This window comes from Streptomyces sp. NPDC059743 (genome assembly GCF_042732975.1).
GTDB lineage: Bacteria > Actinomycetota > Actinomycetes > Streptomycetales > Streptomycetaceae > Streptomyces.
Window position 1 is genome coordinate 1 of record NZ_JBHWGS010000030.1, and the last position, 15637, is coordinate 15637.

At 69.4% G+C, this 15637-nt stretch carries 14 protein-coding genes; 5 read left to right on the forward strand and 9 right to left on the reverse strand.

Features of this window, described 5'->3' with window-relative positions; genetic code table 11:
- Positions 1-99 precede the first annotated feature (99 nt).
- From ACFV6H_RS36500 to ACFV6H_RS36515, 4 genes are all read left to right on the forward strand, one after another.
- Positions 100-513, forward strand: a complete 414-nt coding sequence (locus ACFV6H_RS36500; protein ID WP_385551029.1) for an RNA-guided endonuclease TnpB family protein — start codon at positions 100-102, stop codon at positions 511-513.
- A gap of 567 nt (positions 514-1080) precedes the next feature.
- A complete protein-coding gene (locus tag ACFV6H_RS36505; protein ID WP_384982782.1) occupies positions 1081-2202 on the forward strand; it encodes an ABC transporter ATP-binding protein in 1122 nt (373 codons plus the stop codon).
- Positions 2203-2458: 256 nt separating this feature from the next.
- Positions 2459-2881: a hypothetical protein gene (locus ACFV6H_RS36510; RefSeq protein ID WP_093600776.1), complete on the forward strand. Its 423-nt coding sequence runs from the start codon at positions 2459-2461 to the stop codon at positions 2879-2881.
- A 124-nt stretch (positions 2882-3005) separates the two neighbouring features.
- Positions 3006-3722: a nucleotidyltransferase family protein gene (locus ACFV6H_RS36515; RefSeq protein WP_093600779.1), complete on the forward strand. Its 717-nt coding sequence runs from the start codon at positions 3006-3008 to the stop codon at positions 3720-3722.
- Positions 3723-4245: 523 nt separating this feature from the next.
- On the opposite strand, the gene ACFV6H_RS36520 is transcribed toward ACFV6H_RS36515, so the two are convergent.
- The 7 genes from ACFV6H_RS36520 to ACFV6H_RS36550 form a co-directional block, all read right to left on the reverse strand.
- Positions 4246-6159, reverse strand: coding sequence for a DoxX family protein (locus ACFV6H_RS36520; RefSeq protein WP_385551032.1), 1914 nt, complete (start codon positions 6157-6159; stop codon positions 4246-4248).
- Positions 6160-6326: 167 nt separating this feature from the next.
- The gene (gene rlmB, locus ACFV6H_RS36525; RefSeq protein WP_385551034.1) at positions 6327-7277 is read right to left on the reverse strand and encodes a 23S rRNA (guanosine(2251)-2'-O)-methyltransferase RlmB; all 951 of its coding nucleotides are present in this window, start codon (positions 7275-7277) and stop codon (positions 6327-6329) included.
- A gap of 153 nt (positions 7278-7430) precedes the next feature.
- Entirely contained in the window at positions 7431-8831 is a 1401-nt protein-coding gene (gene cysS / locus ACFV6H_RS36530; protein WP_093604232.1) for a cysteine--tRNA ligase, read from the reverse strand.
- Positions 8832-8967: 136 nt separating this feature from the next.
- The gene (locus ACFV6H_RS36535) at positions 8968-9372 is read right to left on the reverse strand and encodes a PPOX class F420-dependent oxidoreductase (protein ID WP_384982790.1); all 405 of its coding nucleotides are present in this window, start codon (positions 9370-9372) and stop codon (positions 8968-8970) included.
- Positions 9373-9513: 141 nt separating this feature from the next.
- Positions 9514-10146, reverse strand: coding sequence for a 2-C-methyl-D-erythritol 2,4-cyclodiphosphate synthase (gene ispF, locus ACFV6H_RS36540; RefSeq protein WP_385551037.1), 633 nt, complete (start codon positions 10144-10146; stop codon positions 9514-9516).
- Entirely contained in the window at positions 10136-10882 is a 747-nt protein-coding gene (ispD, locus tag ACFV6H_RS36545; protein ID WP_093604226.1) for a 2-C-methyl-D-erythritol 4-phosphate cytidylyltransferase, read from the reverse strand. The genes ispF and ispD overlap by 11 nt, the downstream gene beginning before the upstream one ends.
- Positions 10883-11414: 532 nt before the next feature.
- Positions 11415-11897, reverse strand: a complete 483-nt coding sequence (locus ACFV6H_RS36550; protein WP_003953493.1) for a CarD family transcriptional regulator — start codon at positions 11895-11897, stop codon at positions 11415-11417.
- A gap of 735 nt (positions 11898-12632) precedes the next feature.
- Here ACFV6H_RS36550 and ACFV6H_RS36555 point away from each other — a divergent pair.
- The gene (locus ACFV6H_RS36555) at positions 12633-13328 is read left to right on the forward strand and encodes a DUF461 domain-containing protein (protein ID WP_384982796.1); all 696 of its coding nucleotides are present in this window, start codon (positions 12633-12635) and stop codon (positions 13326-13328) included.
- A 281-nt stretch (positions 13329-13609) separates the two neighbouring features.
- Here ACFV6H_RS36555 and ACFV6H_RS36560 read toward each other — a convergent pair whose 3' ends face one another.
- Entirely contained in the window at positions 13610-14290 is a 681-nt protein-coding gene (locus tag ACFV6H_RS36560) for a response regulator transcription factor (RefSeq protein ID WP_046498012.1), read from the reverse strand.
- Complete coding sequence (locus ACFV6H_RS36565) at positions 14287-15573, reverse strand: cell wall metabolism sensor histidine kinase WalK (protein ID WP_237539717.1); 1287 nt, start codon at positions 15571-15573, stop codon at positions 14287-14289. The genes ACFV6H_RS36560 and ACFV6H_RS36565 overlap by 4 nt, the downstream gene beginning before the upstream one ends.
- Between the last annotated feature and the right edge of the window lie 64 nt (positions 15574-15637).

Here is a 15637-nt window from a genome sequence, read left to right on the forward strand (position 1 = left end):
ATGTCCGTGGGGCTTGCTTGAGCCGGATGCGATGTGAGTCGCACGTCCGGTTCTGAGGGGGCCGGGACGCAGCAATGCGTCCCGGCTACCCGACTCGTGGTGGAGGATCTGTCCATCGTGACCCTGCTGCGCCCGGCGAAGGGCAAAGGAAGACGGCGCAAGGCCAAGCTGAGCCGGTCGATCCAGGATGCGGCATGGGGCGAGCTGCTGCGTCAGCTCCGTTACAAGTGTGAGTGGTACGGGCGGACGCTGGTGATTGTTGACCGTTTCTTTCCATCCACGCGGCGCTGCTCGTCCTGTCATACAAAGGGTCCGCGGCTCGATCTGTCAGTACGGGCCTGGACGTGCGCGGAGTGCGGCGTGATCCATGACCGAGATGTGAACGCGGCGGTGAACCTCCGGGACGAGGGAATGCGGCTGTACTGGCTGATCGCGTCGGCACTGCCGCCGGGCCGGGTGCCACCGCCGGTGATCAAGGCGTCGGAGCTGGAGGACTGTTTGCTCACCGTGTAAACGGTGGTTGTGATTGTTGCGACACGGAGATACGGACCGACGGGCCGTCGGCCGGAATGCCTGTGGAGCCCGCGTAAGACCGTCCGGGCGTGATTCTTGAGAATCGCGGCCGACCGGCTATGGGTGTCGAAGCAGGAACTGCCGCCCGCGAGGGCGGTGAGTCCACGCTGTCGGTGTGAGCGAGGCCAAAAGACCTGTGCTCTAGCCGTCGCCACTTGGTGCGCAGTGCGGACACGGTCAAAAAGCCGGAGCTCTGTCCTTGCTCGGCCAAGCGCGGACACGGTCAAAAGATCGTTACTCTACCCCGCACCGGCGTAGACACGGTCAAAAGGACCTCGCTCTGCCTGGCCGCCCGCAGTTGGAGAGGTCAAAAGTGGAGTGCTCTGCCCGACCGGCGGTCGGGCAGGGAATTGGTGAGGGCCGGAGTACTGACAGATCCGGAATCGCGAGGTAGCGTCACCTGGAGTTCACCAGGTGGACTAGACCCATCCTTCGCCCTTCGGCGGAGGAACCATTCCTTTACTCGGATCGTCCGGCACGTTCCTGCCGGTGGAGGGACATATCGTCATGGCAACTGTCTCGTTCGACAAGGCAACCCGTGTTTACCCGGGTTCCACGAAGCCCGCCGTCGATCAGCTCGAGATCGAGATCGCGGACGGCGAGTTCCTCGTCCTCGTCGGTCCTTCCGGCTGCGGCAAGTCGACCTCCCTGCGCATGCTCGCGGGTCTTGAGGACGTCAACGCGGGCGCCATCCGTATCGGTGAGCGCGATGTCACGCATCTGCCGCCGAAGGACCGGGACATCGCCATGGTGTTCCAGAACTACGCGCTGTATCCGCACATGTCCGTCGCCGACAACATGGGCTTCGCGCTCAAGATCGCCGGTGTGAACAAGGCGGACATCCGGAAGAAGGTCGAGGAGGCCGCGAAGATCCTCGACCTCTCCGAGTACCTGGACCGCAAGCCGAAGGCGCTCTCCGGTGGTCAGCGGCAGCGTGTCGCGATGGGACGCGCCATCGTGCGTGAGCCGCAGGTGTTCCTCATGGACGAGCCGCTGTCGAACCTCGACGCCAAGCTCCGTGTCTCGACCCGTACGCAGATCGCGTCGCTCCAGCGCCGTCTCGGCATCACCACGGTGTACGTGACCCACGACCAGGTCGAGGCCATGACCATGGGCGACCGGGTGGCGGTCCTCAAGGACGGGCTGCTCCAGCAGGTCGACTCGCCGCGCAACATGTACGACCGCCCGAACAACCTGTTCGTCGCCGGCTTCATCGGCTCCCCGGCCATGAACCTGGTCGAGGTGCCGATCACCGACGGTGGTGTGAAGTTCGGCAACAGCGTGGTGCCGGTGTCGCGCGAGGCGCTCGCCGCCGCCGCGGACAAGGGCGACAAGACCGTGACGGTCGGTGTCCGTCCCGAGCACTTCGATCTCGCCGAGGACAGCACCTCGGGCACGCTCTCCAAGGAGGCGCCGGCCGGTCTGGCCGTGGTCGTCAATGTCGTCGAGGAGCTGGGCGCCGACGGCTATGTGTACGGCACCGCCGACCTCGGCAACGAGAAGAAGGACATCGTCGTCCGCGTCAACGGCCGCGCCGTGCCGGAGAAGGGCGCCAAGCTGCACGTCGTGCCGCGCGCCGGTGAGACGCATGTCTTCTCGACTTCGACCGGCGAGCGCCTGACCGACTGAACCGACTGAACCGGTTGATCCGACCGAACCGGTTGAAGCGGTTGAACCGGTCGAAGCGGTTGATCTTCGGACGGCCTCGCACCACTCCGGTGCGGGGCCGTCCGCGTTTGCCGCGCGCCGCGTGTCGATAAATACCCCGGCACACAGGTCATTTCGGACGGGCCCGTCAACGCCGATTCGAAAAGTGCGGTCGAACCATCCCTCGGGAGAGTGACTAAATGTCGCCAAATCATCACTGGCCGCTACGCTCGCCTGCGTGACCCACTCAGCCCGCCGTATCGGCCGAACTCTCGCTCTCGTACTGCCCGTCGTCCTGGTGCTCTCCGGGACCCTCGCGGTCGCCCGTGTTCCGTGGGCGTCCAGCACAGCCGAGTCGCAGGTCCTGACCGCCTCCTCGGACACCGCCTCGGTGCGGGCCAAGTCCCGTACGCCCCAGGATATTCTGCGCGAGCAGCTTCTCGTGGAACTTCAGGAGAAGGATCCGGGCATCGCCCTGACGCACCTTCAGCGGCAGGTCGAGGAGCGTCCGTCGCTCGCCAGGCACTGCATGTCGATCGCGCGGGCCCTGGGCCGTGCGGCCGTGTCGACGTACGGTCCCACCCGCGCGCAGTCCTTCTCTCGGCCCGTGTGCGACACGTCGTTCGCGTACGGCGTGTCCCAGCAGGCCGCGGGAAGCTGACCGCGGAGAGTCGGCCGGACGTCAGTCGGCTCAGTCGGCCGGGCGCCGACCGGACGTCAGACGACCGCCGGCCGATCGTCGGCCGCGGCCCGTCGGCCGTCCCTCCCCGCCTATCGTTCACGGTATGCATACGTTTCCGACGCAGGCCGTGGTCCTCGCGGGCGGCCAGGGGTCGCGGCTGCGCCCGTACACCGATGACCGTCCCAAGCCGATGGTCGAGATTCCCGGCACGGGGACCCCGATCATCGGCCATCAGCTCGCCTGGCTCGCCGCCGAGGGCGTGACCGACGCCGTCGTCTCGTGCGGGCATCTCGCCGAAGTCCTCCAGGAATGGCTGGACTCGGCGGATCTTCCGCTGCGTGTCACGACCGTGGTGGAGCCCGAGCCCCTGGGGCGCGGCGGCGGCCTCAAGTACGCCGCCGCCAAGCTCCCTGCCCCAGGGCAGCCTTGGTACGCCACCAATGGCGACATCTGGACACGTTTCTCGCTGCGCGAGATGGCCGCGTTCCACGCCGAGCGTGACGCGACGGCGACGCTCGCCCTGGCCCGTCCCCGGATCCCGTGGGGTGCCGTGGAGACGGACGAGTTCGGCCATGTCCTCGACTTCATCGAGGCGCCTCCGTCGCCTTATCTGATCAACGCGGGTGTGTATGTGTTCTCCCCGCGCTTCGCCGAACTGCTGCCGGAACGCGGCGACCACGAGCGCACAACGTTCCCGCGCCTGGCACGCGAACGCCGCCTCGCGGGCTTTCCGCTGCCGCACGGCGCGTACTGGCGGGCCATCGACACGGCGAAGGACCTCACGGAGGCGGCGAAGGAACTGGCGTCGGGCCCACGCTGACGCTGAAACCCGCCGCGCGGGCCTGGCGGCGCGACGCTGTACGGTGCCCGCGCCGAGCCCGCACGGAGGCGATGCGGGCCCGTGCGTGGGCCGTACCGGGCCTGCCTGGGGGCCGTTGACCCGAACTCGGACCGCTGCGCGCAGGCCCGTACCGCCGAAGCTGTACCGGAGCCGTGCGGGCCGCCCGCGAAGGCCCGCTCAGGAGGCGATACGGACGGGCCCGCGCGGGGGCCGCAGCCCTGGGGCCTGGGGCCACGTTGTGGCGCGCCACAACGGAACTGACCGACGGGTCGGCACGTTTGTCCCCGAGCCCTCTGGGGCCCGGTCTCGACCCGCCGTTGACCGGCGCAGACCGGCGCAGTCTCCAGGGCTCCGGCTGGCCGGACCCGGCCCGAGCTCCGGGCCCCGGTCCACCCCTGAAGGCGGTTGCTGAACACCAGCCCGGTCGGCAGGTCCGGTTCCGGGCCTGGGACAGCCGACCGGGCCCGGCGCCCCGCGCCGCCGAATCGGGCGCCGTGCCGCGTCAGCCCAGGAGGCCGCCGATGGGGTTGCGGTTGCCGCCGGTTGTGGTGGAGCCGCCCGTCGAGGAGCCACCGCCGTCGCCGCTGGTCGTACCCGTGCTTCCGTCGCCCGTGCCGCCCGTGGTCGACGGGCCCTGGCTGTTGGACGGCGGCGGGGCCTGCTGGGCGGTCTGAGGGGCCTGGCGGCCCGTCGTGCCCTGGGTCTGGCTGGGCTGTTGCTGCTGGCTCTGGCCGGTGCTGGCCGCGCCGCCGGCCGTCTCCGGGACCGTGCCGCCGCCCGTGGTCGGCTGCTGGGCCTCGGGCGTGCCCGACCGGGTCGCGGACGGCTCGGACCGTCGGCCCTCCGTCGTACCGCCGCTGCTCGGCGTGCCGGACGCGCTGCTGCCGCCGCGGCCCGGCTTCTGAGGCAGCGGTTCGCCCGGGAGCTGGTTGACCGGGTCGACGTTCGGCCCCGGCACCGTCACCATGTCGGAGGACCGTACAGCCCCGCCGAGCACCGAACCGACCAGCAGCGTGAGCCCGATGACGACGGTCGCGACGACCGTGCCCCGCCGCAGTACGCGACGCCGCAGGTCCCAGATCTCGGAGCGCGGTCCGAGCGTGCGCCAGGCCTCGCCCGCGAGCCGCCCGTCCACCGAGTAGACGGGCGCGCCCGCGATGATCAGCGGTGACCAGGCGGCCAGATAGATGATGTCGGGCGCGTCGTACGCCGGAACGGTCCGCCAGCTCACGGTGAGCAGCAGCGCCGCGGAGAGCAGCGCGCCGAAGCACGCGGCGACCCGCTGCCAGAGCCCGAGGACGGTGAGTACGCCCGCCACGATCTGGAGGAAGGCGACGCTGAGGCCCGCGCCGACCGGGTGGGAGAGCGCGAAGTCGCGCAGAGGTTCCGCGAGCGCCCAGGGATGCAGCGAGTTGAGCCATTTGACCATCGAGCCGCGCTCGCCGCCGTCGAAGTAGACGGGATCGCAGAGCTTGCCCATACCGGCGTAGATGGAGATGAAGCCGAGGAAGATACGGAGCGGGAGCAGCACCACGCCGAGGTTCATCCGGCGGCCCGGGTAGTACGCGTGCCGGACGCCGGCCGCGTCCCCGGGCCGTACACCGGTCGCGGCATAGCGCCGGTCGCGCCGCCGGTGGTCGTCGGGATCGGCGCCGGGCTCCGCGTACGGCTCCAGGTCCAGGTCTCGGTCCAGGTCTCGATCGAGGTCCCGATGCAGGTCCCGGTCCAGGTCCGAGTCCAGCTCCAGGTCCGGATCGATCGTCCGCTCCGGCGTGTCGTACGCGCCGACCGCCTGCCGCATGGGCGGCAGCAACGGCGTGATGCCTGACCGGGTGCCGGCACCGCCGCCCGAGCCAGAGCCGGGGCCGTGACCACGGCTCTGCGGGCCGACGACGGGCGTCGGCATCGTCGCCTCGCCGTCGAGGTCGAGCCGCGGAATGACCTGGGTGACGCCGGTGTCGTACCCCATCTCCGGTACGGCGGGCCGGCCGGCCACACCGGACATCCCCGGCCTGCCGGGCACAGGACGCACATCACGCGCGTCACGCGCCTCCCGCGCGTCCCGGTAGCCGCCCGTGGGCGGCACGGAGGAGTTGCGTACGGCCTGGAGGAGCCCGGTCGCGCCGGGATCGCCCGGGGCGGACTTGCCGCTCCAGACGACGGGAGCCCTGCGGCGGCCTCCGCCACCGCCGACGCCACCGCCGGTGGCACCTCCGCCTGCGCCGCCGCCGATGGCGCGGATGCGCGCGGTGTCCGCCGCGCCGCGCGCGGGGCCGGTGCGCTGGGGCGATGCGAGCTTCACCCGGAAGCTGGCGTGGTTCACGATGACCTGCGCGGGATCGCAATCCACCTTGAGCATGCTCAGCGGAGGCTGATCGTCGAACCCGGGCCGGGGCGTTCTGGTGTCCACACTCATCTAACCGAGTGACTTGTGTTTAGGACACTGCCTTGACGCGCGGTAAATGTCCGAGACCCGTCAAGATCATCAACCGCACCGCTCCCCGGACCCGTCAAGCGACCCGTCAGGCGACGCGTCAGCCGACCCGTCAGGCCTGCTCAGTCAGCCATCACCGGAGAACGGCCTCACGCCCGTCGGCGCGCCGCCTCGTACAGCACCACTCCGGCCGCGACGCCCGCGTTCAGCGACTCGGCGCCGCCCGGCATCGGGATCCGTACCCGGAAGTCACACGTCTCCCCGACCAGCCGCGACAGGCCCTTGCCTTCGCTGCCGACGACGATGACGACGGGCCCGCCGAGCGCTTCCAGCTCGCCGACCTCGTGCTCACCGTCCGCCGCGAGCCCGACGACCACGAGACCGGCCTTCTGGTACGACTCCAGAGCGCGCGTGAGATTGGTCGCGCGGGCGACCGGCGTACGGGCCGCCGTGCCCGCCGAGGACTTCCAGGCGCCGGCGGTCATCCCGGCGGCACGCCGCTCCGGTACGACGACACCGTGCCCGCCGAAGGCGGAGACGGAGCGGACGACCGCGCCGAGGTTGCGCGGGTCGGTGACGCCGTCGAGCGCGACGATCAGCGGGTCCTCGCCGTCGTCGAAGGCCGCCGTCGCGAGGTCCTCGGGATGGGCGTACTCGTACGGCGGGACCTGGAGGACGAGGCCCTGGTGGTTCAGACCGTTCGTCATCCGGTCCAGCTCCGGCTTGGGCGCCTCCATCAGATGGATGCCGCCGCGGTCGGCCGCGAGCTGGAGCGCCTCACGGACGCGCTCGTCGTTGTCGATGAACTGCTGGACGTAGAGAGTCACCGCCGGTACGCCGTCGCGCAGCGCCTCGAAGACGGGATTGCGGCCGACGACCATCTCGCTGGTGCCCTTGCCGCCGCGCCGGGCGACCTGGCGCCGGGCGGCCTGCTTGGCCTTGGCGTTGGCGACGCGGTTCTGGGCATGGCCCTTGCGGGCGGACGCGGGCGGAGTCGGGCCCCTGCCTTCGAGTCCGCGGCGTCGCTTGCCACCGCTGCCGACCTGCGCGCCCTTCTTGTTGGACGTGCGGCGGTTCCTGCGCTGGCTGTTCCCGGCCATGACCTACCTGTTTCGTTGCCTAAGTGCTTCAGAAGTGCTCAAGACGTGGGTGTGCGTCAAGTTTTATGGGTCAAGAAGTTTCATGAGTCAGTTTTATGTGTCAGCGTACGCAAGTGTGCCGCCCGGCAATACCGAGCGGCACATCGGTGCAGGTCAGCGCGGTCCCAGCGTCCAGCGCGGTCCCGAGGGACTGTCCTCGATGACGAGTCCGGTCTGCTGGAGCTGGTCCCGGATGGCGTCCGCCGTGCCCCAGTCCCTGCGTCCGCGCGCCGCCTCGCGCTGCTCCAGCACCAGTCGTACGAGCGTGTCGACAACGCCGTGCAGATCCTCGCCGCGGTCGGTCTCGCCGGCCCAGTGCGGGTCCAGCGGATCGAGACCGAGGACGCCGAGCATGGCCCGTACCTCGGCGAGCCGGGCGACGGCCGCTTCCTTGTCGTCGGCGGCCAGCGCGGAATTGCCCTGCCGGACGGTGGTGTGGACGATCGCGAGCGCCTGCGGAACGCCCAGATCGTCGTCCATGGCCTCGGCGAAGGCGGGCGGGACCTCGTGCGCGGGAGCGACGGCCTTCCCGGCCTTTTCGGTGACGCGCTGGACGAAGCCCTCGATCCGCGCGAACGCGGACTCGGCCTCGCGCAGGGCTTCCTCGCTGTACTCGATCATCGAGCGGTAGTGCGGTGTGCCGAGGTAGTAGCGCAGCACGATGGGACGCCAGTGCTTGACCATCTCGGAGACCAGCACCGAGTTGCCGAGCGACTTGGACATCTTCTCGCCGCTCATGGTGACCCAGGCGTTGTGCACCCAGTACCGCGCGAACTCGTCGCCGTACGCCTTGGCCTGCGCGATCTCGTTCTCGTGGTGCGGGAAGATCAGATCGATGCCGCCGCCGTGGATGTCGAAGACGCTGCCCAGGTACTTGTGGGCCATGGCCGAGCACTCCAGATGCCAGCCGGGCCGGCCGCGGCCCCAGGGCGTCTCCCAGCTCGGCTCGCCAGGCTTGGCGGCCTTCCACATCGCGAAGTCGCGCTGGTCGCGCTTGCCGGTCTCGCCCTCGCCGGACGGCTGGCGCAGATCGTCCAGGTCCTGGTTGGAGAGTTCCAGGTAATCCGGGAAGGACCGGACGTCGAAGTAGACGTTGCCGTCCGCCTCGTAGGCGTGGCCGCGCTCGATGAGGCCGCGCATCATCTCGATCATCTCGGTGATATGGCCGGTGGCGCGAGGCTCGTAGGTGGGCGGCAGGCAGCCGAGGACGTCGTAGCCGTCGTTGAAGGCGCGCTCGTTCTCGTACCCGATGGACCACCACGGGCGGCCCTGGTCGGCCGACTTGGCGATGATCTTGTCATCGATGTCCGTGACGTTCCTGATGAATGTCACGTCGTAGCCGCGGTAAGTGAACCAGCGGCGCATGATGTCGAAGTTCAGTCCCGACCTGATGTGCCCGATGTGCGGAGCGGCCTGCACGGTGGCGCCACACAGGTAGATCGAGACACAGCCCGGCGTGAGCGGGTTGAAATCACGGATCTGCCGGGCGCCGGTGTCGTACAGCCGAATAGTCACGCGACAAGGGTAGTGCTCCTGGGGTGGTGCCCCGCGACCCTTTGGGCCACGGGGACACAGAAGCGTGACGTTCATGCCCGTCCGGCAAAGTCAACGGTCGAATTTCGCGACGTTTGAGACGTTTGCGCCGGTGGGCTCAGAGACGGCCGACGATCTTGCGCGGAGTGATACGGACGACCACCCGCTCGGCGTCCTCCTTGGATGCCGGGTTGAACTCCGCGTACGGCTTGCCGGTGTACTTGAGGGACAGCTCGTTGATCAGCTCCTGGCCGCCCTCCGTGGTGAGCGTCGCGGAGCCGCGGATCTCCGCGTAGAGGTACGGCGCGTCCTCGGGCCGCGCGACGACCGACACCCGTGGGTCGCGGCGCAGGTTCTGCTCCTTGCGGCGGCCGACGGTGGTCGAGACGAGCAGATCGTCACCGTCGCGCTTCACCCACACCGGCGACACCTGCGGGCTGCCGTCGGGCTGGATGGTGGCGATGTCGACGAAGACGGGTCCGTCGAGGAGTTCCTTGAGCTTGTCGGAGAGTGCGGCTGCCATGACTGCCTTCCTGATGCCTGACCTGATGGAGATGTGGAGATGCCTGACCTGATCGAAACCTGATCGAAGTGGTGCCTCGATGCCCGACCTGGCGCCGAGGCTGACACTCCCTCAACTCGTACCCCACGCGGAGTATTTCGATCAGTCCGTACGGACGACCAGAGCCGTGGCGATCGCGGCCAGTCCCTCGCCGCGCCCGGTGAAGCCGAGCCCGTCGGAGGTGGCGGCGGAGACCGCGACCGGAGCGCCGACGGCCTCGGTGAGCACCTTCTGCGCCTCTTCGCGCCGCTTGCCGATCTTCGGCCGCAGACCGACGACCTGTACGGCGACATTGCCGATCGTGAAGCCCGCCTCGCGCACGATTCTGGCCGCCTCCGTAAGGAGGCTGAGCCCGGAGGCGCCGGACCACTCCGGGCGCCCGGTGCCGAAGTGCGCGCCGAGGTCGCCGAGACCGGCGGCCGAGAAGAGCGCGTTGCAGGCCGCGTGGGCGACGACGTCCGCGTCGGAGTGACCGGCCAGACCGGGGCCCTCGCCTTCCCAGAGCAGGCCCGCGCACCACAACTCGCGGCCCTCCTCGAAAGCGTGGATGTCGGTGCCGATGCCCACCTGCGGCAGCCGTACGGGCACGGAGTGCGCCGTACCGCCCGCGCCGGAAGCGCCCGCGACGGATGCGCCCGGCCCGGAAGCGCCCGCGCCGGAGGCCCCGCCCGCCCCGGATCCCTCAGGCCCGGAAGACCCCTCGGGCACGGAAGGCCCGGAAGACTCAGTAGCCATCGTTGGCCCTCCTCCGGGCGAGTACCGCCTCCGCCAGCACCAGATCCAGCGGCCTGGTCACCTTGAACGCCTCCTCGTGTCCTGGCACGACCACCACAGGCGCGCCGAGCCGCTCGACCATACCGGCGCAGTCCGTCGCGCCGTCGCCGACCGCCGCGACCGTCTCGTGGGCGCGCTGGAGCGTGGCGCGGTCGAAGCCCTGCGGAGTCTGTACGGCGCGCAGCAGGGCCCGCTCGGGCGTGGCGACGACCGGTTCGGGCTCGCCCTTCTCGCGCGGCTCGACCTGTTTGACCGTATCCGCGAGCGGCAGCGCGGGCACGACGGCCGGCGCGCCGTCCCGTACGGCCTCGACCACGGCGTCCACGGTGTCGACAGGTACGAGCGGGCGCGCCGCGTCATGGACGAGTACGGCGGTGATGGAGTCGGGCAGGGCCTCGATTCCGCGCCGTACGGACTCCTGGCGTGTCTCGCCGCCCGGGACGACGAGATAGTCGGTGCGCTGCGGCAGGGCGTGTTCGTCGAGGAGGTGTTTCACCTCGGCGGCGCCGTCGGGCGGCGCGACGACCACGACGAGCGATACGGCGCGTGAGGCGGCCATGGCGCGGACGGCGTGGATCAGCATCGGTGTGCCGCCCAGCGCCCGGAGGGCCTTGGGGGCTCCGGGGCCGAGCCGTACCCCCCGGCCTGCTGCGGGGATCACCGCGGCGGTGCGGTGGGGGCGGGCTTCGTCTGACATCGGTTGCACTCCGGCAGGTTTGTTTCCTCGGCCGACATGGGTATGGCCACACCGTGCCGGGCGCGACGCCTTGACCGGACCCTTCCGTGACACACGGTCGAGACGGATCGCGCCGGCTGCCCGGGGCTCCGCATACCCGGGTCCGCCCCGGGTATGGCGAGATCCCGGGTGAAGTCCCGGCGAGTCCCCGGGTGCGAGAGGTCTGAAACCTCAGACCTCTGACGTCTCCGGTGGACCGTCCGACGTCCCCGGTGGGCAGTTCTCCGGTGGACGGCGTGACAGCTCACGGTGTGACGTCTCCGATGGCTCCGACGGACGGTGCGCGGACGGGTGTGCGGACGTCTGGACGGTGTACGGACGTCAGGGCGTGCATGTACGGCGGATGTGGGCCGGATGTCGTACGAGGTGCGGGTGTACGGACATGCCGCAGCGCCCGGCGACACAGCATTTCCCTCGTAGCTGGTCAGCGGGCACCACGGCATTCACTGCGTTGTACGGCATGCGCCACCGGCACGTGGCGTCACGTCATGGTTCAGGACGCGAGGACCTCGTCGAGCAGAGCCTCGGCCTTGTCTTCATTCGTGTTCTCCGCGAGAGCCAGCTCGCTGACAAGAATCTGCCGCGCCTTGGCGAGCATGCGCTTCTCACCTGCGGAGAGTCCACGCTCGCGCTCCCGGCGCCACAGGTCGCGCACCACTTCAGCGACCTTGATGACATCGCCGGAGGCGAGCTTCTCGAGATTTGCCTTGTAGCGACGGGACCAGTTCGTCGGCTCTTCGGCGTACGGTGCGCGAAGCACCTCGAAGACCCGGTCCAGCCCGTCCTGACCGACCACATCGCGCACGCCGACGAACTCCGCATTGTCCGCCGGTACACGCACTGTCAAGTCGCCCTGGGCGACCTTGAGCACCAAGTAGGTCTTGTCCACGCCTTTGATCTGGCGAGTTTCGATGGCCTCGATCAGCGCGGCCCCGTGATGGGGATAGACCACGGTGTCGCCAACCTTGAACGTCATGTGACAGGTACCCCTTCCGTGGCTATCCAGGGTAACACGAGAATGGCATCTTCTGAATGGCGTTTTCGCAGGTCAGGACGGTTCTCGGGGCTTGACAACTGCGCCAGGAACGTGCTGCGGGCGGCTTCCGGAAGAGGGTATTCGCAGGTCGGAGCGGCTGCGCGGGCGCGCGGAAACGCGCACGTTACCCACCGTGCAACACCCTCCGGAGTGGATGAACGTCCCGATTTGCCGGATTTCAGGTGTCAAACTTCCCGTAGTCCGTTCGGATGTCGATCACTCGTACGGATGGAAGTGCGGGAGATTCCAAATTTGATCACCCCGGGCTCGCGCGGCGGTATTCGTAAGGAATGTGCGGCGCGCGGAGGAATTGATCACCGGCATTATGTGAACGCCGTGCGAAACGACGGGATCGAGCAGGAAATCGGATACGGAATCCGGCCCGCGCGGTGCCTTGAAGCCGTGTCTTGAAGTGGTGTCTTGAAACGGCCCGGGAAGCGGCGCGGGAGCGGCCGGGGAGCGGCGCGAAACCGGCCGGGCGCGGCGGCCTCGCGCGGCACGGCGCTGCGGCAGGGCGCTGGAGGCGGGTCGGGTGCGGGGCGCCGGCGACGGCTCGGTAACCTAGGCCCGCTGAAGGCCTTGAGCACCGTCGGTACCGCCGACACCGCGCCAGGTTCTCGGTGTTGTCCAGCCCTGAGCCCTATCCGTCCGTACGTCCTAGGAGTTGCCGCCGCCGTGAGCCGCAGCCTTCGACGCGGCGTCCTCGCCGCTTCTGCCCTCGTGTTCTCGCTTGCCCCGCTCACCGCGTGCGGCGCAGGCAACAACGCGCAGACGCTCGGCGTCAAGCCGGACAGCGCCGCCACCTCCGTGGGTGATATCTCCATCCAGAACGCGACGGTGGTCACCCAGCCCGAGGCCAACGCGGAAGGTCCCGCCGTTGTCACCGGCACGGTCTTCAACAACGGCAGGAGCGGACAGACGCTCGACTCGATCACGCTGCCCGGCACCAGCGCCGCCGTGAAGCTCTCGCCCGCCACGGGATCGGGACCGATCACCGTGCCGGCCGGCGGCTGGGTCCAGCTCGGCGGCGAGGGCAACGCGTCCGCCGTGATCGAGAACGGCCGCGAGGCCGCGAAGGACGGCGACGCCCAGCAGGTCGTGTTCACGTTCAGCGAGACCGGCGACGTGGGTCTGCGCGCCTTCGTCTTCCCGTCGGACACCTACTTCAAGGGCGTCGGCCCGAGCGCCCTGCCGTCGCCATCGCCGTCGCTCTCGGCTCCCGTGTCGCCGTCGCCGGGCGCGTCGGGCACGCCCGCCGGATCCGTCTCCGGCTCTCCGGCGGACGCACAGTCGGGCGCGGCCGGCGGGCCGCTCACCACCACGGAAAACACATCGAGCCCGTCGGACTCCGCGTCCGCCTCCACGCACTAGAGGCAGCAGAGCCGGCAGAGCCAGGGCCAGTAAAGCCAGGACGCGCCACAACGCACGCAGCGCTGTGGCGTCCCGCCCGGAAGAGAAGGACCGGGCAGGGCGCCACAGCGCTGCGGCTTTGAAGCTGCGGCCGTGAATGCTGCGGCTTTGAATACCGCGGCTGTGAGCACAATCACGTACGCACAGACGCGCACGCGCAAGCACGCACGATCACGCGCGTACGCTCCTGGCGCACGCGCGCGGCAAAGCAGGATTCCGCGAGGCCGGAGGGCCGGGCCGGTTTACGGCTCGAACTTGTAGCCCAGTCCTCGCACCGTCACCAGATAGCGCGGAGCGCCCGGGTCCGGTTCGATCTTCGCGCGGAGACGCTTGACATGAACGTCGAGAGTCTTGGTGTCACCGACGTAGTCCGCGCCCCAGACCCGGTCGATGAGCTGCATACGGGTCAGCACGCGGCCCGCGTTGCGCAGCAGCATCTCCAGCAGGTCGAACTCCTTCAGCGGCAGATCCACCTTGCCGCCGGAGACCGTGACGACATGGCGGTCCACGTCCATCCGTACCGGGCCCGCCTCCAGCGCGGCCGGCGTGACCTCCTCCGGCTCGCCCCGGCGGCGGAGCACCGCGCGGATACGGGCGACCAGTTCACGCGAGGAGAAGGGCTTGGTCACATAATCGTCGGCCCCTATTTCCAGGCCGACGACCTTGTCGATCTCGCTGTCCTTGGCGGTGACCATGATCACCGGGACATTGGACCTGCCGCGCAGCTGACGGCAGACCTCGGTGCCCGGCAGGCCGGGCAGCATCAGGTCGAGGAGGACGAGGTCGGCGCCGTTGCGTTCGAACTCGTCGAGCCCCGCGGGCCCGGTGGTCGCGATCGCGACCTCGAAGCCTTCCTTGCGGAGCATGTAGGAAAGGGCGTCGCTGAAGGATTCCTCATCCTCGACGACGAGCACTCGGGTCACGGAAGGACCTCCGGGGCAGCAATCACGGTCGGGGGATCATCCAGCTCAAGGCTGGTCTCGGTGTCAGTGTCGGTGTCGCTGTGATGGGCGGTCCGGTCGTCGTCGTCAGGGATCACGGATGAGCGATCCCGTACGGCGCCGGCCTCGGGCAGCCTCAGGGTGAAGGTGGAGCCCTGGCCCTCCGAGCTCCATACGGTGACCTCCCCGCCGTGCGAGGCGGCCACATGCTTGACGATGGCGAGGCCGAGCCCCGTACCGCCGGTGGCCCGGGAGCGGGCCGGGTCGACGCGGTAGAACCGTTCGAAGATCCGCTCCCGGTCCTTCTCCGAGATACCTATGCCCTGATCGGTCACCGCTATCTCGATCAGGTCGCCGCCGGTGGCGGAGACGCGGTGCGCGGCGATACCGACGCGCGTACGGGCCGGAGAGTAGTTGACGGCGTTCTCGACGAGATTGCCGAGGGCCGCGGCGAGCTGGCCGCGATTGCCCCACACATGGAGATGGACGGTGCCGCCCGACGCCATGGTGATCTGTTTGGTGGACGCGGCGTGCCGGGACCGGTCGATGGCCTCGGCGACGAGTTCGTCCACGCGTACGGGCTCGGCGTCCTCCAGCGGGTCGTCGTTCTGCACCCGGGAGAGATCGATGAGCTCCTGTACGAGATTGGTGAGCCGGGTCGCCTCGATCTGCATCCGGCCGGCGAAACGGGTGACCGCCTCGGGATCGTCCGAGGCGTCCATGACAGCCTCGGAGAGCAGGGAGAGCGCGCCCGTCGGGGTCTTCAGCTCGTGGCTGACATTCGCCACGAAATCACGCCGTACGGCTTCGATACGGCGCGCCTCGGTGAGGTCCTCGACCAGGAGGAGCACCAGCCGGGAGCCGAGCGGAGCGACGCGCGCGGAGACGGCGAGCGCCTCGCCACGGCCCGTACCGCGCCTGGGCAGATCGAGCTCGACCTGCCTTATCTCGCCGTCCCGCCGGGTGTCCCGCGCCATGTGGAGCATCGGCTCGACGGCGAGCTTGCCGCCTCTGACCAGCCCGAGCGCGTACGCCGCAGAACTGGCCTTGACGACGGAGTCGCTCTCGTCGAGCACGACGGCGGAGGAGCGCAGCACGGAGAGCACGGTGTCGACACCCGGAGGCAGCACGGCGTCCGTGTGCAGGGAGGTACGGGTGGGCCGTGCCTGGTCGCGCTCGCTCCAGCGGAACGCCAGCATGGCGATCACGCCGGTGCACACCCCGGCGATCGCTGCCAATGCGGCGACCGCCGCGTTCACGTCCATGCGACCAGGTTACGGGCGCCCGAGGACAGTCTCCCAGCCGTCGAGGTGTCTCCTCCGACACTCG